The sequence below is a fragment of the Haladaptatus paucihalophilus DX253 genome, from assembly GCF_000376445.1.
Taxonomy (GTDB): Archaea; Halobacteriota; Halobacteria; order Halobacteriales; family Haladaptataceae; genus Haladaptatus; species Haladaptatus paucihalophilus.
In genome coordinates this window covers 754,707-778,586 of the sequence record NZ_AQXI01000001.1, presented here as the reverse complement: position 1 = coordinate 778,586, position 23,880 = coordinate 754,707, and the positions used below count along the sequence as shown (strand labels likewise).

The window sequence follows — 23,880 nt, the reverse complement described above, 5'->3', positions numbered from 1 at the left end:
TTTTCATGTCCCCTCGTCAGGAGAGAGAAAGACCGAACCGCCACGTCGATTCCGAGTCGTTTCGTCGAAACGCGCGAACGAACTCGTACGTCCCGGCGGGGAAACAGGACGCGTTCTCCGGGTGGTTCCACAGTCGATACGGTTCCCGCCGCGTTTCGCCTCCCGCGAGCGTTATCGACCGTTCCGTGTCCGGCATTCCCCTCGCAAGCGTCCGCGCGTCGGGCTGCCAACAGCCGTCGGTCCGGTTCCACTGTTCCCCCTGGCCGACCAGCAACAGGCGAGCGTCGCCGTTCGATTTCGACCCCGTGACGACGTTCAACCCTCGCGGGAGCGTGTACGAGAGCGTGACCGACGCCGACGTTCGATTGCGCAGCGAGAACACCACTTCCGCGGTGTGGTCGGCGGTAATTTCCGACTTCGTGAGGTCGATTGCGACGGAGACGTCGCCCGCTTCGAGCGTTCCCGCATCCGCGACCGTGACCGTCCGGTTCGCGCCGCCCCTCGACCCGGATTCGGTCGTCGTTCTCGTTTCGTCCGTCGTGCGCGTTCCGGTCGCGGTTCGCGTTTCGGCGGTCGTCCCCGTCGATTCGGTCGAGGACGAGTCGGTATCGGACGCCCCACCGAGACACCCCGCGAGCGTGCTCACGCCGGACAATCCCGCGGCGAGGAATCGTCGTCGGTTCATGTTTCGACCATCGTGTTCGGGAAGGAAAGCGACATCGATGGCTCAAACGACGATTTGAGATACTTCGAAGAAAACCAATCGACGCACGGCGGTTCGGGCGGGGAAAATCTCGGTGTCGAAATCGGCAAAAGGGGAATTCGGAATGGAGACGGCGCGTCGGCTTCACTTTCACTTTCACTCCACCCCATCGGCGCAGTTTTAACGTCCCCGACGATAAATACGCCCGAAGAATGCCTTCGATGCAGTCTACGCTCGGCGACGAGGGGATCGCCGAAGAGTTGGCCGAAAGCCAGCGACAGATCTCCATCGCCGAGTTCTTTGAGAAGAACAAGCATATGCTCGGCTTCGACAGCGGTGCCCGGGGGTTGGTCACCGCCGTCAAGGAGGCGGTCGACAACGCCCTCGACGCCTCCGAGGAAGCCCGATTGAAGCCGTTCGTCCGCGTAAAAATCGAGGAAGTCGGCGACTACTATCGACTCATCGTCGAGGATGAGGGACCGGGGATTACCCGCGAGCAGATTCCGAAAGTGTTCGGGAAACTGCTCTACGGGTCGCGGTTCCACAAGCGCGAGCAGTCGCGGGGGCAGCAGGGTATCGGCATCTCCGCCGCCGTCCTCTACTCCCAGCTGACGAGCGGGAAGCCCGCCAAAATCACGAGCAAACCCAAGGGAAGCGACCGACAGCGCTACTTCGAGCTCATCATCGACACCGACGAGAACGAGCCCGAGATTCAGTCCGAATCCGACACGCCGCCGGTCGGCAGGGAACTCGTCGGCACCCACGGCACGCGCATCGAACTCGAAATGGAGGCGAACATGCGCGCGCGCCAGCAGCTCATCCGGTACATCAAACACACCGCCGTCGTCAACCCGCACGCGAAGATCGTCTTCGAGGAACCGGGGATGGAAGACGGCGAGGAGATGGTGTTCGAACGCGCCGACGGCGCGAGCCTCCCCGCCGAAACCGAGGAGATTCGCCCGCACCCACACGGTGTCGAACTCGGAACGCTCCTGAAGATGCTCGGGAGCACCGACTCGCACAGTATCTCCGGGTTCCTGCAGGAGGAGTTCACCCGCGTCGGAAAGAAGACGTCCGAGAACGTCATCGAGAACTTCCGCGACCGGCACTACGGCCGGGAGGCCGCGTGGCGAGCGCCCCAAGCGCACGAGGAGGTTGACATCGAGTCGGCCGTCGAGGAAGCGGTGGCGAACAAGGGTGCCGAGGCGACCGACGCCTTCGCGGCCGCGGTCGCGGAGAAGGCCGCCGAGAGCGACCGAATCTCGCACCACCAACTGCGGGCGATCATCGCCGTCGCGGCCGACGAAATCGAAGCGGAGTTCGGAACCTCGTTCGGCGCGACGGTGCAGGAAAACGCCCTCGATTCGGCGTGGGCCGCGATCACCGACGACCGCGTGACGGACCTGTACGAACTCGTGGACGACGCGACGAGCGTCCGGAAGGACGACGAGACGGTTCGCGCCCTCGCGGAGCGAATCGCCGCGAAGTTCGAGAACGAGGACGGCCACGACCGCGCGACGGAAAAACGGCTCGAAGAATACGTCGGCCGCGCGGCCGACATGACCGAGGAGCGCGAGGACGTGACCATCGGAGAGACGGCCCGCGAGAACGTCGTCGATGCCATCTGGGATTCGATGGTGACGGTTCCCGACGACGTGCCGAAGGTCCGCGAAGTGGGGGACAGCCGCGATATCGCGAGCGAACTCCTCGACGCGATGAAGGAGACGGACATCATCTCGCCGCCGACCAACTGCCTGTCGCCCATCACCGCCGACCTCGTGGAGGCCGGACTCCGAAAGGAGTACGACGCGGACTTCTACGCGGCCGCGACCCGCGACGCCGACGTTCACGGCGGCGACCCGTTCATCGTGGAGGCCGGAATCGCCTACGGCGGCGACCTACAGGCTGAGGGTTCCGCCGAACTGCTCCGGTTTGCGAACCGCGTGCCGCTGGTCTACCAGCGCGGCGCCTGCGCGACGACGGACGTGGTGAAATCCATCGGCTGGCGTAACTACAACCTCGACCAACCCGGCGGCCGCGGCGTCCCGAACGGCCCGGTCGTCATCATGGTTCACGTGGCGTCCACGAACGTCCCGTTCACGAGCGAGTCGAAGGACGCCATCGCCAACGTCCCCGAAATCGAGGACGAAATCGAACTGGCGATTCGGGAAGCGGCCCGCGAACTCAAATCCTACCTCAACAAGCGCCAGTCGCTCAAGAAGCGCCAGAAGAAACAGAACGTCATCGCCACAATCTTGCCCGAAATGGCCGAGAAGCTCTCGGCCGTGACCGGCCGCGAGGACCTCGAAATCGGCGACTCGCTGGCGCGCATCATGAACAACGTGCTGGTCGAGCGCGAGGTCGAGGAGGACACGGTGAAACTCGTCGTGGAGAACCACGGTTCGACGAACGAATCGCCGAAACTGACCGACATCGTGGCGACCAAGCCCGAAAACCTGTCCGACGGTGCGAGCGCCGTCGAGATGGACGGCGAGTGGTTCGTGACGTGGGAACCCACCGTCGAGAGCGGTGAGGAATCCGTTCTCGAATATCACGTCGCCGAAGACGTATCGTTCGACGCCGTGACCGTCGAAGGAATCGAAGACGAACGACTGACCAACAACACATGAGCGCAGACAACGACAACGCAGACGCCCAAGCGAAACTCATCGACCTCGCCGCGGAGTTCTACGACCAGTTCGCGGGCGGGCAGATTCCCGAGATGTCGATTCCGACCCGGACGAAGAGCAACATCGAGTACGACGAGGACTCGAACGTGTGGGTGTACGGCGACCGGAAGAGCACCCGGAGCGCGAACAGCGTCCGTGGGGCCAGAAAGCTACTGAAAGCGGTGTACACCATCGACTTTCTCACGAATCAGTTGGAGGAAGACCGCTCTTCTACCCTTCGTGAGTTGTACTACCTCTCGGAGTCGTGGGACGCCGATGAAGCGCAGTTTTCCACCCAAGACGAGTCGAACCAGCTCATCGAGGACTTGGAAATCGTCTCGGAGGTCACCCGCGAGGACTTCCACATGCGACCGGAGGAGTCCGGCGCGAAGGTGATGGGTCCGCTGCTCCTCCGGGAACAGACCAACCGGGGCGACCGGGAGATTCACTGCCAGGACGACGTGGGACAGGGCGGGTACCAGATTCCGAACAACCCGGACACCATCGAGTTCCTCGACAACGACGCGGATTTCGTCCTCTGTGTCGAGACGGGTGGGATGCGCGACCGACTCGTCGAGAACGGGTTCGACGAGGAGTACAACACCATCATCGTCCACCTCGGCGGCCAACCCGCGCGGGCGACCCGCCGCCTGACGAAGCGACTGCACGAGGAACTCGACCTGCCGGTCACGGTCTTCACCGACGGTGACCCGTGGTCTTACCGCATCTACGGGTCCGTCGCCTACGGGTCCATCAAGAGCGCGCACCTGAGCGATTACCTCGCCACGCCCGAGGCGAAGTTCATCGGCATCCAGCCGAAGGACATCGTGGAGTACGACCTCCCGACCGACCCGCTGAGCGATTCCGACAAGAACGCGCTCGAAAGCGAACTCGAAGACCCGCGCTACCAGACCGACTACTGGGAAGAGCAGATAGAACTCCAACTCGACATCGAGAAGAAGTCCGAACAGCAGGCGCTCGCCTCCCACGGACTCGACTTCGTGACCGACACCTACCTCCCCGAGCGGCTTTCGGATATGGGTATCATCTGAACCGACGGTCGCTTTTTCCGAATCCGCCCCGTCGAGAGAATTCTTTCGCGTGATGAGTAGGTAGTCTCATCAATGGTCGGTGCGTACGAAAGACGCATGCCGAATGGGCTGAACCTGAAACTGACCGGCGTCGGCGCGATGATCTGCGGGGTTGTCTGGGTGCTGACGACGTACTCGGTGCGGGTCTCGAACCCGTTTCTGGCACGACTCGCGGGCGTGGTCGGCGTCGGCCTCGCCGCGCTTGCAGTCGTCGATGCGCTGGACGGCGGCCTGTCGGACTGACCGCGCTCAGACGAATTCGGTTTCGGCGGTCCCGGTAGCGTCGGCTTCGACTCCGGCACCACCGGATTCGAAGTCCCCGCGAGCGCACGACCGGCAGTAGTGGTTGTCGCCCTCGTTGACCGTCCGCACCGGGATTCCGGCGACGTACGTGCGCTCGTGGTAGGTTCGCTTTACCCCGTTTCCGACCGGTTCGGCACAGACGGAACAGGGCGTGGCCGGTTCGAAGACCGTCTTTTCGTCCGTCGAACGGACGCGACCGAACGTCGTGGGAGATTTGAAACCGGGGACGTGCTTGGGGGCGAGCAAGAGTAAAAACAACCCGAGCAGGAGCGAGGCGGTCCCGAAGACCAATCCCGTACCGGCCCAGTTGGTCAAGAGGAGGAACGACCCGAACAGGACGCCGAACAACCCGAAAAAGGAACTCACGAGGAATCCGAGGGCGCTTTTCGCCGACCAGCCGGTCGAAACGCCCTCGTTTTCGAAGTACTCCTCCGAGCCGTCCGCACGCAGTTCGATTCGCTCCGCGCCCGGCGAGTAACAGTACCACGCGTAGAGCAGGTTGCCGACGCCGCTGGTGGACATGAGCAGGAGGATGTGGAGCGGAATCGACCCGAACCCGCGGTTCACCATCACCACGCGCTCGCCGTAATCGTGTTTCACGTCCCATCCTTCGACCGTGAGGTCTTCCACCCGGCGGCGAAATCCGGGGTCCTGCGGATGGCGGGTGCCCGCACCGTGTGTGTAGCGGCGACCGTCACCCGCCGCTCCGACCGCACTCCCGCATTGCGAACAGAACGAATCGCCGGGGGAGAGCGCCGAACCGCACTGCGAACAGAAGTTGGAGGTTCCGTGGGGACGCATGGAGGAACCATCTCGGCCGCGGGGCAAGAAGATTGTGTTGAAGTGAACGGTTCGAATCGATGAACGAATCCCCGTTCCGATTTTCAGTCCTCGTCCAGCGCAACCGTGATACCCCTGTTCTCGACGTCCTCCGCGAACGCGGCCGAATCGGTTTCGAGCGCGGCGAACGTGCCGTAATGAATCGGCACCACGAGGGCCGGGTCGAGGTCGGCGGCCAACGCGGCCGCCTCGCGCCGGTCCATGGTGAAACTGCCGCCGATGGGCGGGAGGAAGACGTCCACGTCGAGCGCCCGGTGGCCCGAGAGCGCGTCGGTGTCGCCCGGCCAGAAGACGGTCGACCCGTTGAGCGAGAGCAGGTAGCCGATGCCGAATCCCTTCGGGTGGAACGGCTCGCCGTCGTCCCCGGTGTGCGGGCCGTTCTCCTCGTTGTACGCCGGAATCGACCACGCGTCACAGTCGCCGACCGTCAGGTGGTCTTCCTCGCCGATTCGCACTACCTCGTAGGGTAGTTCTGACGGCGGCGTCACGTCTCGCCCGATAGCATCTGCGTCCACGCCCTCGTAGACGACGACCGTGGCGTCCTCGCCCGCGACGCGCTCGATACCGTCCGAATCGTAGTGGTGGTCGTGGGTGACGAACACCGCGTCGCCGTCCGCCGCGTGGTAGTCCACCGGGTCGGGATGGGCCGCGTCGGGGCTGTCCGGTTCCCACTCGCCCGTCAGCACGCCGTACCGCCCGGGGTCGATGTACGCGACGAAGCCGTCCGCGGTTTCGAGGCGCACGGTCGCGTAGCCGAACCATTCCACCGTCACGTCGTCGTGTCGAACCGTCACGGGTTTCGATAGGGCGGGTTTCGAACAAAAGCGTTCGGATGGCGGCCGAATCCGACGACGACGTACCGGAGCCAGAGTCCGACCGCGACCGCCGACCCGCTCGCCTACTGCATCTCCGCGAGGCGTTCGATTCGTTCCAGCGAATCCGCGCTCTCCGGCGTCTTGTCGTCGCGCACCCCGAGGAATCGCGGGAATCGGAGGGCGAAGCCGGACGAGTAGGTCGGCGACTCCTGTATCTCCTCGTAGCCCACTTCGAAGACGATTCCCGGAGCGATTTCGACCGTTTGGCCGTCTTGCGTGGCGATGTGGGGTTCGAGCAGCTCGGTCAGTTCGGCCAACTCCTCGTCCGTGATACCCGTCGCCACTTTGCCAAGGGTTTCGAAGTCGCCGTCCTCGGTCCGCGCGGAGAGCAGGAAGGTCCCGAGGAAACTCGCCCGGCGGCCCTCACCCCACTCCGCGCCCGTCACCACGAGGTCAACCGTCTCCACGTCGGGTTTCCGCTTCCGCCAGTTCTTCCCGCGGCGACCCGGCGAGTAGGTCGAGTCGGGGTTCTTGAGCATGATTCCCTCGTGGCCCGCGTCGAGCGCATTGGCCTCGATGTCGGCGATTTCGTCCTCGTCGCCCGTGACGGTCAGCGCGGACACGCCCCCGGACAGAATCACCTGCAGTCGGTCGTGGCGCTCGACGAGCGGCGCGGTGAGCAGGTCCTCGCCGTCGGCGTGCAGGCAGTCGAACGCCCGGAGTTCGACGGCGACTTCCTCTCGGGCGCGGGCCACGTCGTGCTTGCGGCGGAACCGACGGAGCACCTCCTGAAACGGGAGGGGTTCGCCGTCGTCCATCGCCACGACTTCGCCGTCCACGATGGCCGGTGCGGCGAGGTTCTCCTCGGCGTACTCGACGACCTCCGGCAGCGGGTCCGTCACGTCCTCCATGTTCCGCGAGAAGATTCGAACCGTCTCGCCGTCGTAGTGCAGTTGCACCCGCGCGCCGTCGAACTTCCACTCGACGCCCGCCACCTCCCAGTCCTCCAGCGCGTCCGTGACGGCGCCCGCCTGCGCCAACATCGCCTGCACCGGCCTGCCGACTTCCAGTTGCAGGTCGTCCAACCCGTCTTCGCCCTCCGATTCGGCTACGCGGGCGACCCGCCCGTAGTCGTTCGACACCTGCAATGCCCGCTGGACGGACTCGACCGGCACGTCGAACGCCGCCGAGATGGCGTCCCGAACCGTTCCCTCGCCGACGCCGATTCGCATCTCCGAGAGGACGAGGCGGGCCAGATACCGCGCTTCGAGCGATTCCGTGCGGTTGAACAGCCCGAACAGGATATCTATCTTCGTGTCTTGACTGCCCGACCCCTCGGTCGTGGCGAGCGCGTCGAGTTCCGTCGCAACCTCCGCGACGGTCAGTTCGTCCCGCCCGCCGCCGAAAGCGGCGAGACCCTGCTGACCGCCGAACTCGTAACTCGCCGCGACCGCGCCGATATCGCCCATCTCGGCGAGGCGGTCCTCCACGTCGTCCGCCGAGACGTTCTGCCCCGCGGCGCGGGCGATGGCGGTGTAACACAGGTTCGGCCCGATGTCGAGCGTCGTGGAATCCCACGCCGGGAACACCCGCCCCTGCACGAACCGGGCCAGCACTTCGAGGTCGTCGTTCGCCGACGAGAGGAGGTCGGTGACGGCATCGATGATGTCGCTATCGGCACTCAATTCCTCTATCTCCGCGGCCGTGTCGGCGAACTCCCCGAACTCCATTATCGGCCGTTGCCGTCGGTCGGAGTTAAGCCTACGGCTTTCGATTTCGAGGGAGTTCGTGACTCAAACGCTCGTTTTACCGTTCCGATAGTTTATGGCTGAACACTTCGAGGGGGTATGCATGCGACGCCGCGAACTGCTCGTCTCGACCGGGGTTGCCGTGACCGCTGGTTGTATCGGGGGCTTCGTGGGCGGACGATGGTCCGAGGGACACGTTCGTGGCGTGGATTTCTCCGTCCAAAAATCTCCCGCGGATACCGAGGTAGACGCACCGCCGACCGTCGAATTTCGGCCCGAATCGAGTCGGGTCGTCGTCACGGGAACGCTTTGGGTCGGTTCTAGCTCGTGTAACGAGGCGAAGTTGGACGATGTTTCGTACCACGAGCGGGACGGGAGGCTCGACGTCGCCGTTACGTCCGGTGAAAAGGGTGGCCTGCTCCACGACGTCCCGCTCCTGCCGGTCGGCTGTACGGCGGACATGTCCGCGGACGCGTACGAACTCGTCGTCACGTTCCGCGGCTCGTTCCCGAAAACCGTGGTCGCGGTCGAACACGACGGCGAACCGGAACGAACGAAGGCGACGAAGCCCGTGGATTGAAGCGTCTGGCACTCTCACCCCCTCGCATGACGTCCGACCTTGCGTCGCAGGTAAAAGACGTGGCGACGGTAGACAGGGAGGAGTTTCAAACTCGTGTCGAGGAGGACGTAGAGGTCATCAAGCGAGAACTCGAAGACGGGACGTTCGACAACCCGCAATCCATCGTCGGGTTCGAGTACGAGTTCTACGCGGTGGACGCGGAGACCAAAGCGCTCTCCCGCGTCCCCCGGCGACTGCTCTCGCTCATCGGCTTCGAGAAGGAACTCGGCCTGCACAACGCCGAGATGTCCACGAGTCCGCAACCGCTGAACGAACACGGCTTGGCCGCACAGGAGGCGGAGGTGAAAGCCCGCCTCTCGGCGGCGGAAGCGCGGACGGGTGCGGAGGGAATGCGCCTCGTCAGCGACGGCCTGTGGACGATTCCGCCGACCGGCGAGACGGCCACCCGGTATCTCACCGACGGCGTGGACGACGACGGCGTTCAAATCGCGTCGAACATGAGCAACTCGGTGCGCTATCACGCGATGGCGAACACGGAGGAGGCCGTCGGGATGGAACTCGACGCGCCGCACGTCTCGCTCTCGGCGAAGACGGTCATGCCCGAGAGCCTGATAACGTCCATCCAACCCCACTATCAGGTGCCACACGCCCGCGACTTGCCGACCTACTTCCAGTACGCGGTTCGAATCGCGGCCCCGCTGTTGGCGCTCGGCGTCAACTCGCCGTTCTTCCCGCCGGACCTGTACGACGACGTGCCGCCGGAGGAAATCGTGGACGAGGCGTGGATGGAGAACCGAATCCACGTTTTCGAGTCGGTGTTGAACGCGTTCGACCCCGGGAAAGTGCGCTTCCCGGAGGACATCGATTCCGCGGCGGACGCCATCGACAACATCGCGGCGGACCGGACCATCGTCCCGATGCCCGTCTCGCGGTCGAACCGCTTCGACGACGAGTTCGCCCACTTCCGGCTGAAACACGGCACCTACTGGCGGTGGGTGCGCCCGGTCTTCGGCGGTTCGACGCGCGCCGACGCGAACGCGCGCATCGAGTTCCGCCCCATCGCCGCCCAGCCGACGGTCCGTGATTCCATCGCGTTTCAGGCGGCCTTCGCGGGGCTGTTGGAGAGCACCTTCCGCCGGGAGCACCCGGTTCACCACCTCGATTGGGTGGTCGCGCGGGACAACTTCTACGCCGCCATGCGCGACGGACTCGACGCCGACCTGTACTGGATAACGAACGACGGCAAGGAGACGACGGAGACGGACGACCTGTTCGCCGACCTGTTCGCACACGCGAAGGACGGCCTGCAAGCGCGCGGCCTCTCGGACGAGCAGGCCGCGAAGTATCTCTACCCGCTCCGACAGCGCGCCCGCCACGGCGTGACGCCCGCTGGATGGAAGAAACGAGAGGTTCGGGAACGGCTGGACGACGGCGAGACGCTCGCCGATGCGATTACCGGCATGCAACGCGCCTACATCGACCAGCAAAAAGAGACGTTGCTCGACGGAAGTTTCACCAACTGGGATTAGAGTACGTCGTCGAAGTCCTTGTGACCGGTGATATCGACGCCTTCCTCCGTGATTTCGGCGAGGAACACGCCGTTACCGCTGCCCGTGTCGCGCTCGACGGCGCTCTTGATACCGCGGGCCGCGACCATTTTTGCTTCCTCGTTCGAGAGACCTTCCTCGTAGTCCTGTTCGAGGACACCGTAGGCGAGTTGCATCCCGCTACCCGTGACGGTGTAGTCGTCGGACATGACGCCACCGGCGGGGTCGAGGCTGTAGATGTGCGAGCCTTCCTCGTCGATACCGCCGAGGATGGGCGAGACCATGAAGAACGGGCCGCCGCGGAGCATGTTGCCCGCGAGCGTCGAGAGAGCCTGCATGCTCATCTGCTCGCCGCGTCGGGACTCGTAGAGGTTAGACTCGATGCGCATCGTTCGGATGAACGACTGTGCGCCACCGACGGACCCGGCCATCGTCAGGGCCGCCGTCGGGTGAATCTGCTCGACCTTCTGGACGTTCTTGTTGGAGACGAAACGTCCGGCGAGGCTGGCGCGCATATCCGTCGCCATGACGACGCCGTCGGCGGTCGTGAGGCCGATGGTCGTCGTTCCGGTCTTGTTGATGTTCTCCATGTCCTTTTTCGAGTACTCGTTGTCGGGGAGCGAGCCGATCTCCGGCTCGTACGGACTCGTATCGTTACCGTTCAGGCGCTCCAGATTACGCGAGAAGTCGGAACCGTGCATTGGAGTACGCATTACCCGAACGTAATCCGTCAGCACTGATAAAACCAACCCTTCCGGGGTGTAACGAGGGATAAAACGAGCGGCGATATCAGGGCTGTGCGTCCTTCGTCTTCTCGTAGGACGTCGCCAGGGACGCCACTACTCGGTGCATGGGAAACGGAACCCCTGCCCGTCGAGCGACGAGAGCGACCGGAAGCAGGCAGATTCCGGCCAAGACGCTGAGCTGGTACAGGGCAAACAGTGTCGCGCGTCGAATCGGTGCGAACATTGCAACTTCACCCGAGCCTGAGCCACACCCGTATAAATAGATTATCGCCTGGCAGAATTCATAACTATTTATAACTCCAAAGCACCCCAATCCCGTCTTGCGATTCAACCGTGTTTGTGGAGTGTCCAACTCGATGTGAATTCGCGGGGGTCGAACGCGGTGGTCACGGCATTCCAACGCCGTCAATATGCGTAAGTTATGCGCATCATCATCGTCTCGTGCGCGGCGGACCCCCGCGAATGGCCGAAAGGATTGACGCATGCCGTGCCCTATTGTCCCCCGTGAACGTCGTCGTCGAACTGCGACTCCCACATGATGAGTTCGCGCTCGGGGAGTTGTTCTCGTATCGGTCCGACATCCGTATCGAGTTGGAGCGTATCGTGCCGACGCGGGAGTGTTCGATGCCGTTCGTCTGGGTCGCCACGGACGACACGTCATTTCTCGCCGATATCACGCCGGAGACACCGGCGCTCGAATCCATCGCCGTCCTCAGCGAAACTGAGAACGGGGCGCTCTGCCGCCTCGTCTGGTCGGATTCGGCCCAAGGTATCCACGAGATTCTGACCGGACAGGACGCGACGCTCCTCGATACCGTCGGGAACGAGGAGGGCTGGCTGTTCCGGATTCGGTTCCCGGACCACGACTCGACCACGCGGTTCCGGGAGGCCTGCGACGAGCGGTCGATTTCGTACGAGGTCCGTCGCATCTATCCCGTCGACGAGTTCCCGACGAAACGATACGGGTTGACCGACGAGCAGCGGGAAGCCCTCTCGACGGCGTTCGCATCGGGGTACTTTCACGTTCCCCGCAAGACCTCGCTCTCGGAACTCGCCGAAACGCTCGACATCTCGCCGCAAGCCGCGTCCGGTCGCCTCCGGCGGGGATTGGAGCGAATGCTCGAAGCGACGCTGTTGCCCCGCAGCGACTCGGTGGAATCACGGGAGGGGTAATAAAGATATGAACTACGAAACCCCAAACATTCCGTTTATGGTACGCCTCCAAACAAAGGATGCGAGCGATATCGTTTTCCGTGCGAGCGAAAGGAGGTATTTGACATGAGCCGGGAGTCGAACGAGCATCGGACGCCCCTCTACGAGACGGTTCACGAGGGCGGTCCGATAGCCGAGACGGTTATCGACGCTATCGCCGAAGTGACTGACAGCAGTTCGACGGAGATAGAACCGCTGTACGAGAGCATCGACCCGGATGCACTGGAGGACCTGTTCGGTCGCCACTCCGAGAAACGCGTCCCGAGGCGGGTCGAGTTCATCCACAAAGGGTTCGCCGTCGTCGTCGAACGAAACGGTCGAGTCACCATCTACGAGGACTCGTAGCGCCCACTACGCTTTTGGCCGTGTTCGACGTATTCGCCCCATGCCAGAGAACGAGTACGACGTGTACCTCGTCCCGAGTGGCAAACGGGGGAAAGATCAGAACATCGTATCGCCGGTCGAAGGCGACGAACTCGAGTTCTACGACACGGGGGTTTGGCTGCACCGAAAAGGCGGGAGAAACTTCTTCCCGTACGAGCAGATTCGAACGATTCGAGAACACGGGGGAGAGGAGGTAGAAGCGAGCGAGTAGGCGAGAAAGGAAAGAGCCGAAGGAGTGAGAAAGAGCCAAGGGAGTAGGAAAGAGTCGAGAGGAATGTCGAAAATTCCCGCCGACTATTCGGGCGTCAGGCCGACGATTTCACGCGAGAAGATGTCGGCGTAGCCCGAGAACGACAGTTTTAGCGAGGGGACGCCGGGGAAGGTCAGCGTCTGAATACCGATCATCGGCCGTTCGACGTCCGTGCCGAGGCTACGGAACGCACTCTCGATGGCGGTGTACAGCTTCGCCGTTTCCTCGACTTCGAGATCCGAGCAGACGCCGGCGATTCGAGTCGGGAGTTCGGCAACCACGTCGCCGTCCCTGACGACCGCCCAACCGCCGCCCATCTCGTTGACGTGGGCGACGGCGCGTCTGAGGTCCTCGCCGCTCCCGAGCGCAAGCACGCCGGGCGTCTCCCAGACGAGGCTGGTCGCAACCGCTCCTTCCACCGGACCGAAGCCGGTCACGAAGCCGGTGAAACCGGTTCCGTCCCCGTCCGGGTGCCGGTCGAGAAGGGTGACTTTCAGCAGGCCGTCTTCGGGTGCGGCGACGAGTTCCCCGTCCTCGACCGGCGGTCGAACCCGCGTCTGGCCCGAAATCAGGCCTTCGCGGTACTCGATGGCGCGGACCTCGCCGTCGTCCGCTACGTCGGCGGGCACGCGGAACTCCTCCGGGTCGGTGCTGACGTTCACGCTGTCGTAGAAGTGGTCCGGATACTCGTAGGAGCGCGGGGCGACGGTCGTCTCGTGGTTGTTGTAGACGACCTCGCCGCCGTTGATGACCGTGGTGACGTTGACGGTTTCCAGGTCGTCGATGAGCAGGATGTCGGCGATGTTGCCCGGCGCGAGCGACCCGAGGTTCGGCAGGTCGAAGTGGCGGGCGGGGTTGAGCGTCGCCATGCGGATGGCGTCCGCGGGCGCGACGCCCTCCTCGATGGCTCGGCGCACTACCACGTCCATGTACCCCTCGCCGATGAGTTCGCGGGGCCACATTCCGTCGGTCGAGAGCGAGATTTCGGCCGCGCCGACCTCCTCGTAGGCCTCGCCGACCGCCGCCATGTCGTCCCGAATCGACCCACAGCGACCCACGGCGTGGATGCCGTTCTCGACGCGTTCGATGATGTCTTCGCCCGTTATGGACTCGTGGTCGTCGTCCACGATGGTGGCGAACGCCTGTAGTTTCTCGCCGGAACAGCCCGCGCCGTGGCCGGTGACGGTCTTGCCTTCGAGGTGGGCGCGCTCGTACAGTTCCTCCGTCGGCGAGTCGCGGCCGACCGCGTGAATCCAGTCGGTTTCGCCGACGCCGACGACGCGAGCGTCGCCGAGGAGGTCCGTCAGCGATTCGGCGTCCGCGCGCGCCGGTTCGAACGTGTCGATGAGGGGTTGGGGCGGGACCGTGGCGAACACCCGAATTGGGAGGTAGGAGGTCGCGGCGAGCAACTGTTCGACGCCCTCCACGCCGAATGTGGGACCGAACCCGGAAACCTCGGTCACGACCGTCGTCGTGCCGCCTTCGAGGGCGTAGTGGTAGGCGTTCTCGAACGTCTGGTGGAGGTCGATGTGCGTGTGTGCGTCGATGAAACCGGGGGTGACGACGCGATCACTAGCGTTGATGACCGTCGTCTCGTCACCTATCGACTCGGTGCCGTCCTCGGGCAGCGCTGCGACGCGATTGTTTTTGACCACGACGTCGCGCGCCTGAAACTCGCACAGTTCCGGCATGAGGACGCGACCGTTCCGAATCACGAGGTCTGCGGGTTCGTCACCGAGCGCGACAGGTTGCAGTTCGTTCATTGAGTTACTCCTTCGTACACGACGACGCCACCTTGTTCGTGTCGGTTCACTTCGCCCCGCTCTTCGAGGACGTCGAGGTGTCCCACCGCCTCGCTCATTCCGGGGAAGTACTCCGTCGCGGGGAGGTCGCCGAACAGTTCGGTCATCACGTCGAACGCGGTCGTCGGGCCGTCGACGAGCGCACGGACGTTCTCCGTCCGCTCTTCGTGTGCGGCGAGGATTTCGTCGATTCGTTCCGCCGGGTCCGTTATCTCCTCGCGGTGGCCCGGCAGGAGGTAATCGAGGTCACGGTCCCGGAGCGCCGAGAGCGAGCGATTGAACGCTGGGAGGACGCGCGGACGACGGTCGCCTTCTTCCGCGGGCGGTTGGAGGAGCGGGTTCGGCGTGATGTCGGCGAGCACGTGGTCGCCGACGATGGCCTTCGATTGTCCGTCGTGCTCGAACGTGAAGATGGTCTCGCCGGACGAGTGGCCCTGCACGGCCTCCGCAGTCAGTTCGACGCCCTCGACGGTAACGGACTCGCCGTCGTCGAGTTCGAGGTCGGTTTCGACGCCGGGGGCCACAGAGAGGTAGGCCTCCGGCAGGTCGGTAACCGTTTTGGCGGTCGTTTCGGCCATTCCACAGCGGTCGAAGAAGTCGGCGAAGTATTCCTGTTCGTACGCGAGTCGGTCGCCGAAGTCCCGGACGATGGCGGCCGCTTCGGTACTGGCGACGATGCGGGCACCCGATTCTCGAAGCCGTTTTGCCGACCCGAAGTGGTCGGGGTGGGGGTGCGTGATGAGCACCTGTTCGATGTCCGTGGGAGCGAGGTCGTGTCGCTCCAATCCGTCGAGCAGCGCGGTCCATGCTTCCTCACTTCCCGGACCCGGGTCGACCAGCGTCCGCCCCGCGAGATAGGCGTTCACCGGTCCGATTTGAAACGGCGTCGGAATCGAAAGCCGCGTAAACATACATGCGTTCTTTCTTGGCCCGCGGTAAAACCGTTTTTGAACCGACACTCCCGCCGAATACCGACGGAACGATTATATCTGACCCGCGCGTAGCAACATAATCGGAGAGAACGATGAACGCACACTTCAAAGACGCGTGGCACCACCTCCGACATGCCGGAAGTCATCTCGGGCGTGGAGTGCGCGAAGAACTACGACCCGTCGAGCGAAAGGCCCGCGAGGTGACCGGACGAGAGCGACCCACCGAGCCGTCACGACGCGAACGAATGCGCGAAAACCTCCGCGACGCGGAGCACAGAGCGAAAGAACGGTCGCGGTCCGCGATGCGGGACGCGAAAAATCGAATGCGGATGAGCTAGCCGTCGAAGCCGATACACTCACACGCGGTGAAATCGCTGTCCTCGACGCGCGGCTCCGACGCGTTTTTTCTATCCACATCGACGCGCCCGCCGAACGTCGAGTTCCGGAACGTCGCGTCGTCGGCCTTGACGAGCACCGTCGTGCCGTCGGCGTCGTGCGTCGCCGTCACGCCGTCGAAGACGGTTCGCGTCCCGAGGACGTTGATGCCGTTGCGATTTTCGTCCCCGTTCCGAAACGCGAAGCGGCAGTTCCGAAGTTCGGTGTTTTCCCGCCACAGTTCGACGGCGTAGCCGTGTTTCGACCCGTCGCCCGAGTCCACGAGTTCGACGTCCTCCAGCACGACCGGCCCGTCCCCGTCGTTGACCTTGATGGGGCGCGCCGACGAGGTGCAGTCGATTTTCAATCCGCGTACGCGGGCGGAGCGACTCGAAACGCGGAGACCGTCGTTGTCACAGTTCGGCAGGCGGAGTTCACTGCCGGAGACGCGGCAGTCACCCTCCTGTAGCCAGAGGCCGCACCCCGTGTAGCTCGTCTCGTCCACCTCGATTCGCACGTCGCGGGCTTCGTCGCCGTCGCCCAAGCGGAGATTCGCGTTGCCGTTGTTCTTCCAGAGGCCGCCCTCGACGAGACACGGACCTTCCCCGCCCGCGAGGTAGCCGCCGTTGTTCACCCAGCCTTCGACGCGGCAGTCCCGAAACGTCAACTCGCCGCGGTGGTCGTCGGAGACGTTGACCCCGATGGGGTGGCTGGTCTGGGACTCCGCGGGCGACTGGTCGGGGTAGCTCTCCGGGGCGAACGCACAACCGTCCGGGAGCGAGACGGACACGACGCCCGCCCCCTCCGGATGCGTGACCGCCGCGTAAATCGCACCGAGGGCCTTCTTCCCCGCCGAGGCGCACTCGCCGTCGACGGTCACGCCCTCGATTTTTAGGTCCTCGCTCGCCCGCGCCGAGACGGCTTGCGCGCCCACGCCGTCAGCCGTCATATCGAACGTGAGGTTCCGGATTTCGACCGTCGTCGCCGACGCGCCGGGTGAGACGCCCCAGTCGCCGCCGACGTCGAGGCAGTACTGTTGGTCGGGGTCGCTCACGATCAGCGTGGCGTGCGGGTCGCCCACCACCGCAATCGCCTCGCAATCGTTGTGGACGAACGGCCCGTCGAGGTGGTAGCGCCCCTCGGGGAGCACAAACTTCGTCCGCGCCCGCGCGTGGGCCGACAGCACCTCGTTGAGGGATTTCGAGCCGTCCAGAACGCCGGGGTCCGCGTCGGCGACGTTTATAACGGTCCAGTCGGTCATGCTCGGGGGTCGGCATCGACGGCCCTTGGTCGTGGTGGCCGCCCGCTCTCGAAAGCAAGCCTTAAGTCCGGTGCAGGAAAACGATGAACTGCGTGCGGGTCGGTAGTCTAGTCCGGTTATGACAGCTCCTTCACACGGAGCAGATCGGCAGTTCGAATCTGCCCCGACCCATTTCTGATGACGCTACACGACGAGCGTAGCGAGGAATCTACGACGTCGAAATGGTCCGGCAGTTCGAACTCGCGGAGTCGCGTGCCCGTGGAGTGAACGAAGTGAACGAGCAGGAACGTCTCCACAAAGTTCGAAGTAGACGAGACGTGGTTCGAATCTTCCCCGACCCGTTTCTGACGATTCTGTGCTCTCAGTAGGATTCAACGTCGATGCCGTCGATACGCCCGAAATGCTCGCTGTTGCCCGTTACGACCGGTTCGTCTTCTCGAAGGGCAGTTGCGCCAATCGTCGCATCACCGATGTCGATTCGATTTCCGTCCCGGCGTAGCGTCCCATCGATGAATCCCGCCTTTCGAGCGATTGCTTCCGTGGTTTCGAGAACAGGACGAGGTTCGATGACTGCTTCGATTTTTTCACGTTAGGACTTCGGGAGGTCGCTGGCACCGATGCCGATGAAGAGTTCCTGCAGCGTCATGGCCGGTATCTTCTGGGCATGGCCATTTGACTCCAATTCGTCCACCTTTTCGAGGGCGTCCGAGTCGCTGTTCATCACTCGATGAGAAGCGACGTATCCAGAATCAATCTTTGGCTACGTACACGGTCGACCACGAACAGGTTGCCCCGTGAGGTCGTCTTGCGGTACGTCGCCTGAGTGGCTTTCACTCGGGAAGACCTGTCGATATTCATCCACCGGGCGGTTCTTCCACCATCGGGAAATCAGCTATCGAACGATCTAGTTGGAAAGGGATGGATTTTATATTTTTCCGTTCCGAAAAATATAATAATATAACGTCCTTGAATCCAAAAGCAATGAGTGAGAAAGAATTCGGACGACGACGTTTCCTCCGATCGACTGCGACCGCTGGAGTCGGGGTTGCCGGTGGAATCGCTGCGACCGGGACGGCAACGGCAAACACGGATGAAATACGGGTCTATTCCAATAGTAATTACTGGGAGTATCAGGTGCACACTGCCACAGGTTACGACGACCTAGAAAAGGGTGGTCAGGCTAACGGAGATGACGACATTCTCGGTGTGGGAAAGGACTTCGTGGATGGGCAGGTTAGTGACGGCGGGGTAGACAACTACTGGATGGACTCTGACGATTCTATTACTCAGATTAATGTCACTTATAACGACTACGGATGGCTAACGATCGATGTGACGACAGCAAATCTCAAAGCAGCAGTTTCAGTAGAGAGAGACGGGAATCCGGATTGGCCCGGATACGATTACACCATCGACATCAGTGGGCAGGTGCAACCTCACGATGAGTATTTCGACCCTGGTCAAGATGAGATTCAGAACGGTGACGCCGGTCCGTTTGTCGGAACTGTCGACCCCGGCGATATAGACGCGGTCTGGAGAACGGGCGTTCCGACACGCGTATTTATCGAAGATCCAAATTCTCCCGGCCTTGGGTTGACCATCTCTCTCCCGGATTGACGCATCTGTATAAGTTCCGCATGTATCGCGCACGAAAACGCGAAGAACGTTCTTTTAGCGGACCGCAGAAGCCGAGACGACAATTCTGATACCGATCCGGAGCACCTCGCCGAGTCCACACGATGGAGGACAGTGGACTTCGCGTGACGGACGTTCTCGGCGTCACACCCTTGGACGGTTCGCGGATGGACGATGGACGCCACTACGAACTAGCGGTCACGAACGGGAAGGATACGACCGGAAGAGGATACGTTACGGATTGTTCTTTCTCGGCATGTTCATGATCGTTGCCGGGGTAGTCCTCAGCATCGGTGCACTTCAGTACGAGTTTAAACAGGGTTCGAGCGGAGAGTATACGGGGCAACCGGTCTACGAATACGGGATGCTCACGCCACAGGAGCAGCACGTCGTCGACGGTGCGCTCAACGGAAAGACGTACGCCTTTGATTCCAGTGAGTCGCTTCCCAGTGCGTCCCGTCCCGGTTTTCGGCCGAAGAACGTGAAGGTGCACGTGCGGGGAGCGGACCGCACGTTCACCTATCGAACCGTCTTCCCGGCGACGTCACCGAAAGGGCTGGGGACCATCTCGCTCATCGGCGGCGGCCTGCTGGCGATGTTCGAAGCGGTCCGTCGCCAGCACTTCTCGACGTCGTGGCCGTGGCAGACCGGCTGAGGGCGACGCGTCCGTGGTGATGGTCGGCCTCGTGGAGCGGTTTTTACGGTCGATGTGTTCGCCAACAAGAACGAACTGTCGGAACTCCCTACGCGGCTAGCCGATGTCCACACGGCCACAACCGCATGTACTCGGGGTCTATCACGCCATCTTTCTGACGCGTTCGTCACAGAACGGATAGGTTTTCGGGAGCGGTCGCCGAGCGGTACGCTTTTCTCGCGGAGAATCCCTGTCGAACAGGCTTCGGTGACTGTCCGAAGTAAACGAGGTAGGTGTTCCAGCACCCGCCTTTACGGCGATACCTCGTTCGCTTCGTCCTACATATCCGCGTCCGGAGGATTACTGGCATCGACCGACAGGTTTGTATTCTGTCGGGACGCGCCGAACTGGTCCCGGCCGAAATCGCTCGAGTCATCGAGCGAAACCATTCAGTTCCAACACCATATACAAAAGCTCGCAAATTTTGGAACGAAATCGAAAATTGGCGATACCATGAGAGATATATTTCTCCACCGTTTGGGAGGACATGTGATAATCGCCGAAATCACCGTGCAAACACCTGTTCTCGAATCCACACTTGCGGCGCATCCCGACGTGACTATCGAGGTGGAGCGCGAGCGGAGCGTCGGCTCGGAGGAAACCGTCCAGTTGTTGTTCTGGGCGCACGGTGACGACCACGACGGATTCGAAGCGGCCATGGCGGACGATTCGTCGATTGCGGAGTTCGAACACCTCGCCGAGGACGACGGTCGTCGGCTCTATCGTGCAAACTACTCCGAAGCGGTAAGTGCCGCGTCGTCGAATCACGTGTGGGTCGACCTCGGCGGCGTCCTGCTGGATGCGGTCGGGACGCGGGACGGGTGGGAGGCCCGATTCCGGTTTCCCGACCGCGATGCGTTCGCGTCGTTCGCCGACTGGTGGCAGGACAACTACGACACCCTCTCCGTCGATGCGCTGTACAGCAGTGCGGACGACTCCGGCGGGATGGAGTTGACGGAACTCCAGCACGAAACGCTCCGCCGGGCGCTGGACGCAGGGTATTTCGACGTACCGCGACGGACGACGCTCGAAGAACTCGCCGAGGAATTCGACATCAGCGCGCAAGCGCTGTCGGTCCGCCTGCGCAAAGGGACCGCCGCGCTGGTCGAGAACAGCGTGACGGAAGACACCATATAAAGATTTGAGACGTAAACCAGCGGACACACCCCTCGGGAGGCGGAAGAAGCGTGTGTAATGGACCATGGACTCCCACTGAGTCGTTCGTTCGACGTTCTCTCTCATTATCGCCGTCGTCTCGTTCTCTACCACCTTCTCGAAACGTTCGACGGCGCGGTTCACCACGACGCGCTGGCCGAAATCATCGTCAACGAAACGGACGGAATGGAAGTCACGGCCGAGACACACGACCGCGCGATGACGAGTCTCAGGCACGTTCACTTCCCCAAGTTAGCCGATGCGGGACTCATCGAAAGCGGCCGCGAGGAGAACACCGTCCGCTTGCGAACGCTTCCGACGATGGTCGAACGACTGCTGGACCTCTCTTCGGACTACGAGATGGGCACCCCGAGTCGGCGCTGACGCGAACAGGACGGGTATCGAGAACGGCGGGTATCGAGCGCGGCGGAAACCGGATATCGGGTATCGAATATCTTCACGCCGTGCTCCGGTCGTTTCGGCGGTAGATGACGACCATCGTGAAGGCGGCGAATCCGACCACGATGGCGAATAGACCGGCGACCCAGACGCCGACCAGTTCGGCGAGATACGGAACGACGAGCAGAGCGAGAATGAGATACTGACGGTACTCGATTCGGCGAAGTCGTTTTTGTAGTTCGGCATCGTCCATACGAAATCGAACGGGAACCGGTCGGAAAAATATCACCCTCGGTTTCGGGCGTCCCGATAGCTGACGAGGCCGGAGAAGAGGACCAACCCGATGCCGATGGCTCCTCCGACGAACAGCACCGTTCTCCCCGAAAAGAGGAACAACGCGAGCGTGAACAGCCCCATCGCCACCGGGATGGCGGTCCCGACGAGTTCCGTCGCGCTCCGTCCGGCGAGCGCTTCGGTTTTCATCGGACGAGTGTACGGAGGCGGATCTGAAGGATGTTTTGGACGAGCGTTCGGCCGACAGTTCGGACGAGCGTTCGGCTGACGAGCGATACAGTTGCGCGATAAAAGAAACGAGAATCGAACCGTTCGAGGACTGCTTACAGGAAGTCTTCGATGTTGTCCGCGACTTCCTCGGGGGTGTCGCCGACCGGGACGCCCGCGTCGTTGAGGGCGTTGATTTTGGACTCGGCGGTGCCGGTGCCGCTGCCGGAGACGATGGCACCCGCGTGGCCCATGCGCTTTCCTGGCGGGGCGGTGCGGCCCGCGATAAAGCCGGCGACCGGGGTGTCCATGTTCTCGGCGATGAACGCCGCCGCTTCCTCTTCGTCCTCGCCACCGATTTCGCCGCACATGACGACGGCATCGGTATCGGGGTCGTCCTCAAAGAGCGAGAGGGCGTCGATGAAGTCCGTGCCGATGATCGGGTCGCCGCCGATGCCGATGGCGGTCGTCTGCCCGATACCGCGCTGGGTGAGGCTATCCACGACTTGGTAGGTCAGCGTCCCCGAACGGGAGACGAGACCGACGTTCCCGGACTCGAAGATGTTGCCGGGGAGGATACCGAGTTTGGCCTCGCCGGGCGTGATGATGCCGGGGCAGTTCGGGCCGAGCAGGCGCGTGTCGGTCTCCGAGAGGCGCTTGTACACTTTCGACATGTCCTGCGTTGGGACGCCTTCCGTGATGGCGACCGCGAGGTCGAGGTCCGTGTCGAGCGCCTCGAAGATTGCGTCTCCGGCGAACGCGGGCGGGACGAAGATGACGGACGCGTCGGCGTCCTCCTCCTCGACCGCTTCGTTCACGGTGTCGTAGACGGGCACGCCCTGCACTTCCTGGCCGCCCTTGCCGGGGACCGCACCGGCCACGACGTTCGTTCCGTACTCCATCATCTGTTCGGTGTGGAAACTGCCCTCACCGCCAGTGATACCTTGGACGACCACTCGGGTGTCGTCGTCGACGAGAATGCTCATTGTTCTTCCTCCGCGTTTTCGACGGCACGCTGAACCGCGTCTTCGAGCGTCGCTTCGACCTGAACGAGGTCGGTGTTCAGGATGTCCATTCCTTCCTCGGCGTTCGTCCCGGCGAGTCGAACGACGACGGGTTTCGGAATCTCGTCGAGCGATTCGAGCGCCTCGTTGATACCCTTGGCAACCTCGTCACCGCGGGTGATGCCGCCGAAGATGTTGAAGACGACCGAATCGACGTTCTCGTCCGAGAACACCATGTCGAGCGCGTTCGTCACGCGCTCGGCTTTCGCGCCGCCACCGATGTCGAGGAAGTTGGCGGGTTCGCCGCCGTAGTAGTCCACGAGGTCGAGCGTGGTCATGACGAGTCCGGCACCGTTGCCGATGATGCCGACGTTGCCATCGAGTCGAACGTAGTCGAAGCCGTACTCGCCGGCCTTGCGTTCGAGGTCGTCCTCGTAGGAGTCCTCCTCCATCTCGGCGAGGTCGGGGTGACGGAAGAGCGCGTCGTCGTCGATGTTGAGCACCGCGTCGGCCGCGATAACCTCGTCGTCCGAGGTGACCATCAGCGGGTTGATTTCGGCGTCGTTCGCGTCCTTGTCGGACCAGAGGTCGTACAGCGTCGTGAGGACGCCCGCGACGTCCATGGCGATGTCCTTGTCCACGCCCGCGTCGAACACGGCCTTACGAGCCTGGTACGGGTGCATGCCGAACGCCGGGTCGATGTGCTCCCGCGCGATGGCGTCGGGCGTCTCCTCGGCGACGGCCTCGATGTCCACGCCGCCTTTCGTGGAGACCATTGCGACCGGTTTGCCCTCGCCGCGGTCCATCGTCACGCCGACGTAGAGTTCGTTGACGAAATCGACGGCACCTTCGACCAACACCTGTTCGACTGTGTATCCCTTGAGGTCCATTCCGAGAATGTCCTCGGCGGCTTCCTCGGCCTCGTCACGGTCTTCAGCGAGTTTGATTCCGCCGGCCTTTCCGCGGCCGCCGACGTGTACTTGCGCTTTTACCGCGACAGGGTAGCCGATGTCCTCCGCCGCTTCGACGACTTCCTCGACACTCTCTGCGAGCGCCGAATCCGGCGTCGGAATTCCCGCGTCGGAAAACACCTCCTTCGCCTGATACTCGTGTAGCCTCATGCGTTCGAAAGGGGGTTTCCGCGCCGCTTAAATCCCGCCGGTTCACGCCCAAGGCGGTTTTTGCCGCGACCCGTTTTGACGTCCGGCCGGACGGTCTATCGTCGATTATTTCG

At 62.8% G+C, this 23,880-nt stretch carries 28 protein-coding genes and 1 tRNA gene; 14 read left to right on the top strand and 15 right to left on the bottom strand.

Going from position 1 to position 23,880, the window contains the following annotated elements; translation table 11 throughout:
- Nucleotides 1–16 precede the first annotated feature (16 nt).
- The gene (locus B208_RS0104435) at nucleotides 17–685 is read right to left on the bottom strand and encodes a hypothetical protein (RefSeq protein WP_007980391.1); all 669 of its coding nucleotides are present in this window, start codon (nucleotides 683–685) and stop codon (nucleotides 17–19) included.
- Between the two features lie 230 nt (nucleotides 686–915).
- Between B208_RS0104435 and B208_RS0104430 the strand changes: the two genes are divergently transcribed.
- The 3 genes from B208_RS0104430 (at nucleotide 916) to B208_RS0104420 (ending at nucleotide 4,706) form a co-directional block, all read left to right on the top strand.
- The gene (locus tag B208_RS0104430) at nucleotides 916–3,333 is read left to right on the top strand and encodes a DNA topoisomerase VI subunit B (protein ID WP_026177732.1); all 2,418 of its coding nucleotides are present in this window, start codon (nucleotides 916–918) and stop codon (nucleotides 3,331–3,333) included.
- Nucleotides 3,330–4,424 (top strand): DNA topoisomerase IV subunit A, encoded by a 1,095-nt coding sequence (locus tag B208_RS0104425; RefSeq protein ID WP_007980389.1) that lies wholly within the window; start codon nucleotides 3,330–3,332, stop codon nucleotides 4,422–4,424. The genes B208_RS0104430 and B208_RS0104425 overlap by 4 nt, the downstream gene beginning before the upstream one ends.
- A gap of 96 nt (nucleotides 4,425–4,520) precedes the next feature.
- A complete protein-coding gene (locus tag B208_RS0104420; RefSeq protein WP_007980388.1) occupies nucleotides 4,521–4,706 on the top strand; it encodes a hypothetical protein in 186 nt (61 codons plus the stop codon).
- Nucleotides 4,707–4,712: 6 nt separating this feature from the next.
- On the opposite strand, the gene B208_RS0104415 is transcribed toward B208_RS0104420, so the two are convergent.
- The 3 genes from B208_RS0104415 to ligA form a co-directional block, all read right to left on the bottom strand.
- The gene (locus B208_RS0104415; RefSeq protein ID WP_018128719.1) at nucleotides 4,713–5,567 is read right to left on the bottom strand and encodes a zinc ribbon domain-containing protein; all 855 of its coding nucleotides are present in this window, start codon (nucleotides 5,565–5,567) and stop codon (nucleotides 4,713–4,715) included.
- An 83-nt stretch (nucleotides 5,568–5,650) separates the two neighbouring features.
- Complete coding sequence (locus B208_RS0104410; RefSeq protein ID WP_007980386.1) at nucleotides 5,651–6,400, bottom strand: MBL fold metallo-hydrolase; 750 nt, start codon at nucleotides 6,398–6,400, stop codon at nucleotides 5,651–5,653.
- 104 nt (nucleotides 6,401–6,504) lie between these two features.
- The gene (gene ligA / locus B208_RS0104405; RefSeq protein ID WP_007980385.1) at nucleotides 6,505–8,151 is read right to left on the bottom strand and encodes an ATP-dependent DNA ligase LigA; all 1,647 of its coding nucleotides are present in this window, start codon (nucleotides 8,149–8,151) and stop codon (nucleotides 6,505–6,507) included.
- 121 nt (nucleotides 8,152–8,272) lie between these two features.
- On the opposite strand from ligA, the gene B208_RS0104400 reads away from it, so the two are divergent.
- Nucleotides 8,273–8,749, top strand: coding sequence for a hypothetical protein (locus B208_RS0104400; protein ID WP_007980383.1), 477 nt, complete (start codon nucleotides 8,273–8,275; stop codon nucleotides 8,747–8,749).
- 26 nt (nucleotides 8,750–8,775) lie between these two features.
- Nucleotides 8,776–10,278, top strand: coding sequence for a hypothetical protein (locus B208_RS0104395; RefSeq protein WP_007980380.1), 1,503 nt, complete (start codon nucleotides 8,776–8,778; stop codon nucleotides 10,276–10,278).
- On the opposite strand, the gene psmB is transcribed toward B208_RS0104395, so the two are convergent.
- Together psmB and B208_RS0104385 are read right to left on the bottom strand one after the other, a co-directional pair.
- Nucleotides 10,275–11,009: an archaeal proteasome endopeptidase complex subunit beta gene (gene psmB / locus B208_RS0104390; RefSeq protein ID WP_026177731.1), complete on the bottom strand. Its 735-nt coding sequence runs from the start codon at nucleotides 11,007–11,009 to the stop codon at nucleotides 10,275–10,277. The two genes, B208_RS0104395 and psmB, sit on opposite strands and share 4 nt — an antisense overlap.
- 76 nt (nucleotides 11,010–11,085) lie before the next feature.
- A complete protein-coding gene (locus B208_RS0104385) occupies nucleotides 11,086–11,265 on the bottom strand; it encodes a hypothetical protein (protein ID WP_007980375.1) in 180 nt (59 codons plus the stop codon).
- 281 nt (nucleotides 11,266–11,546) lie between these two features.
- Between B208_RS0104385 and B208_RS0104380 the strand changes: the two genes are divergently transcribed.
- The 3 genes from B208_RS0104380 (at nucleotide 11,547) to B208_RS0104370 (ending at nucleotide 12,849) form a co-directional block, all read left to right on the top strand.
- Nucleotides 11,547–12,215 carry a helix-turn-helix domain-containing protein gene (locus B208_RS0104380; protein ID WP_007980373.1) on the top strand — a complete coding sequence of 223 codons (669 nt, stop codon included), beginning with the start codon at nucleotides 11,547–11,549 and terminating at the stop codon, nucleotides 12,213–12,215.
- 105 nt (nucleotides 12,216–12,320) lie between these two features.
- Entirely contained in the window at nucleotides 12,321–12,599 is a 279-nt protein-coding gene (locus B208_RS0104375) for a HalOD1 output domain-containing protein (protein ID WP_007980370.1), read from the top strand.
- Between the two features lie 40 nt (nucleotides 12,600–12,639).
- Nucleotides 12,640–12,849, top strand: a complete 210-nt coding sequence (locus B208_RS0104370) for a hypothetical protein (RefSeq protein WP_007980368.1) — start codon at nucleotides 12,640–12,642, stop codon at nucleotides 12,847–12,849.
- An 83-nt stretch (nucleotides 12,850–12,932) separates the two neighbouring features.
- On the opposite strand, the gene B208_RS0104365 is transcribed toward B208_RS0104370, so the two are convergent.
- Together B208_RS0104365 and B208_RS0104360 are read right to left on the bottom strand one after the other, a co-directional pair.
- Nucleotides 12,933–14,651, bottom strand: a complete 1,719-nt coding sequence (locus B208_RS0104365; RefSeq protein ID WP_007980366.1) for an adenine deaminase C-terminal domain-containing protein — start codon at nucleotides 14,649–14,651, stop codon at nucleotides 12,933–12,935.
- Entirely contained in the window at nucleotides 14,648–15,601 is a 954-nt protein-coding gene (locus tag B208_RS0104360; RefSeq protein ID WP_007980364.1) for an MBL fold metallo-hydrolase, read from the bottom strand. The genes B208_RS0104365 and B208_RS0104360 overlap by 4 nt, the downstream gene beginning before the upstream one ends.
- Before the next feature lie 113 nt (nucleotides 15,602–15,714).
- Here B208_RS0104360 and B208_RS0104355 point away from each other — a divergent pair, with 113 nt between their 5' ends.
- Nucleotides 15,715–15,960: a DUF7553 family protein gene (locus tag B208_RS0104355; RefSeq protein WP_007980362.1), complete on the top strand. Its 246-nt coding sequence runs from the start codon at nucleotides 15,715–15,717 to the stop codon at nucleotides 15,958–15,960.
- On the opposite strand, the gene B208_RS0104350 is transcribed toward B208_RS0104355, so the two are convergent.
- On the bottom strand, nucleotides 15,957–17,258 hold the full coding sequence (locus B208_RS0104350) for a hypothetical protein (protein ID WP_007980360.1): 1,302 nt from the start codon (nucleotides 17,256–17,258) through the stop codon (nucleotides 15,957–15,959). The two genes, B208_RS0104355 and B208_RS0104350, sit on opposite strands and share 4 nt — an antisense overlap.
- A 96-nt stretch (nucleotides 17,259–17,354) precedes the next feature.
- On the opposite strand from B208_RS0104350, the gene B208_RS0104345 reads away from it, so the two are divergent.
- A tRNA-Val gene (locus tag B208_RS0104345) sits at nucleotides 17,355–17,429 on the top strand.
- 246 nt (nucleotides 17,430–17,675) lie between these two features.
- Here B208_RS0104345 and B208_RS23745 read toward each other — a convergent pair.
- Together B208_RS23745 and B208_RS24900 are read right to left on the bottom strand one after the other, a co-directional pair.
- Complete coding sequence (locus tag B208_RS23745; protein WP_154652463.1) at nucleotides 17,676–17,846, bottom strand: hypothetical protein; 171 nt, start codon at nucleotides 17,844–17,846, stop codon at nucleotides 17,676–17,678.
- A 1-nt stretch (nucleotide 17,847) separates the two neighbouring features.
- A complete protein-coding gene (locus B208_RS24900; protein ID WP_007980358.1) occupies nucleotides 17,848–17,979 on the bottom strand; it encodes a PIN domain-containing protein in 132 nt (43 codons plus the stop codon).
- Between the two features lie 260 nt (nucleotides 17,980–18,239).
- On the opposite strand from B208_RS24900, the gene B208_RS0104320 reads away from it, so the two are divergent.
- The 4 genes from B208_RS0104320 (at nucleotide 18,240) to B208_RS0104305 (ending at nucleotide 21,126) form a co-directional block, all read left to right on the top strand.
- Complete coding sequence (locus B208_RS0104320) at nucleotides 18,240–18,875, top strand: hypothetical protein (RefSeq protein WP_232423717.1); 636 nt, start codon at nucleotides 18,240–18,242, stop codon at nucleotides 18,873–18,875.
- Nucleotides 18,876–19,149: 274 nt separating this feature from the next.
- On the top strand, nucleotides 19,150–19,548 hold the full coding sequence (locus B208_RS0104315) for a hypothetical protein (protein ID WP_007980351.1): 399 nt from the start codon (nucleotides 19,150–19,152) through the stop codon (nucleotides 19,546–19,548).
- A gap of 528 nt (nucleotides 19,549–20,076) precedes the next feature.
- Nucleotides 20,077–20,724 (top strand): helix-turn-helix domain-containing protein, encoded by a 648-nt coding sequence (locus B208_RS0104310; RefSeq protein WP_018128717.1) that lies wholly within the window; start codon nucleotides 20,077–20,079, stop codon nucleotides 20,722–20,724.
- A gap of 57 nt (nucleotides 20,725–20,781) precedes the next feature.
- On the top strand, nucleotides 20,782–21,126 hold the full coding sequence (locus B208_RS0104305; RefSeq protein WP_007980347.1) for a DUF7344 domain-containing protein: 345 nt from the start codon (nucleotides 20,782–20,784) through the stop codon (nucleotides 21,124–21,126).
- Between the two features lie 73 nt (nucleotides 21,127–21,199).
- Here B208_RS0104305 and B208_RS0104300 read toward each other — a convergent pair whose 3' ends face one another.
- The 4 genes from B208_RS0104300 to sucC all read right to left on the bottom strand — a co-directional run bounded on the left by B208_RS0104300 (nucleotide 21,200) and on the right by sucC (nucleotide 23,767).
- Nucleotides 21,200–21,394: a hypothetical protein gene (locus tag B208_RS0104300; protein WP_007980345.1), complete on the bottom strand. Its 195-nt coding sequence runs from the start codon at nucleotides 21,392–21,394 to the stop codon at nucleotides 21,200–21,202.
- 32 nt (nucleotides 21,395–21,426) lie between these two features.
- Nucleotides 21,427–21,624: a hypothetical protein gene (locus B208_RS0104295; protein ID WP_007980344.1), complete on the bottom strand. Its 198-nt coding sequence runs from the start codon at nucleotides 21,622–21,624 to the stop codon at nucleotides 21,427–21,429.
- Between the two features lie 134 nt (nucleotides 21,625–21,758).
- Nucleotides 21,759–22,628 carry a succinate--CoA ligase subunit alpha gene (gene sucD / locus B208_RS0104290; protein ID WP_007980342.1) on the bottom strand — a complete coding sequence of 290 codons (870 nt, stop codon included), beginning with the start codon at nucleotides 22,626–22,628 and terminating at the stop codon, nucleotides 21,759–21,761.
- On the bottom strand, nucleotides 22,625–23,767 hold the full coding sequence (gene sucC / locus B208_RS0104285) for an ADP-forming succinate--CoA ligase subunit beta (protein WP_007980340.1): 1,143 nt from the start codon (nucleotides 23,765–23,767) through the stop codon (nucleotides 22,625–22,627). The genes sucD and sucC overlap by 4 nt, the downstream gene beginning before the upstream one ends.
- Nucleotides 23,768–23,880 lie beyond the last annotated feature (113 nt).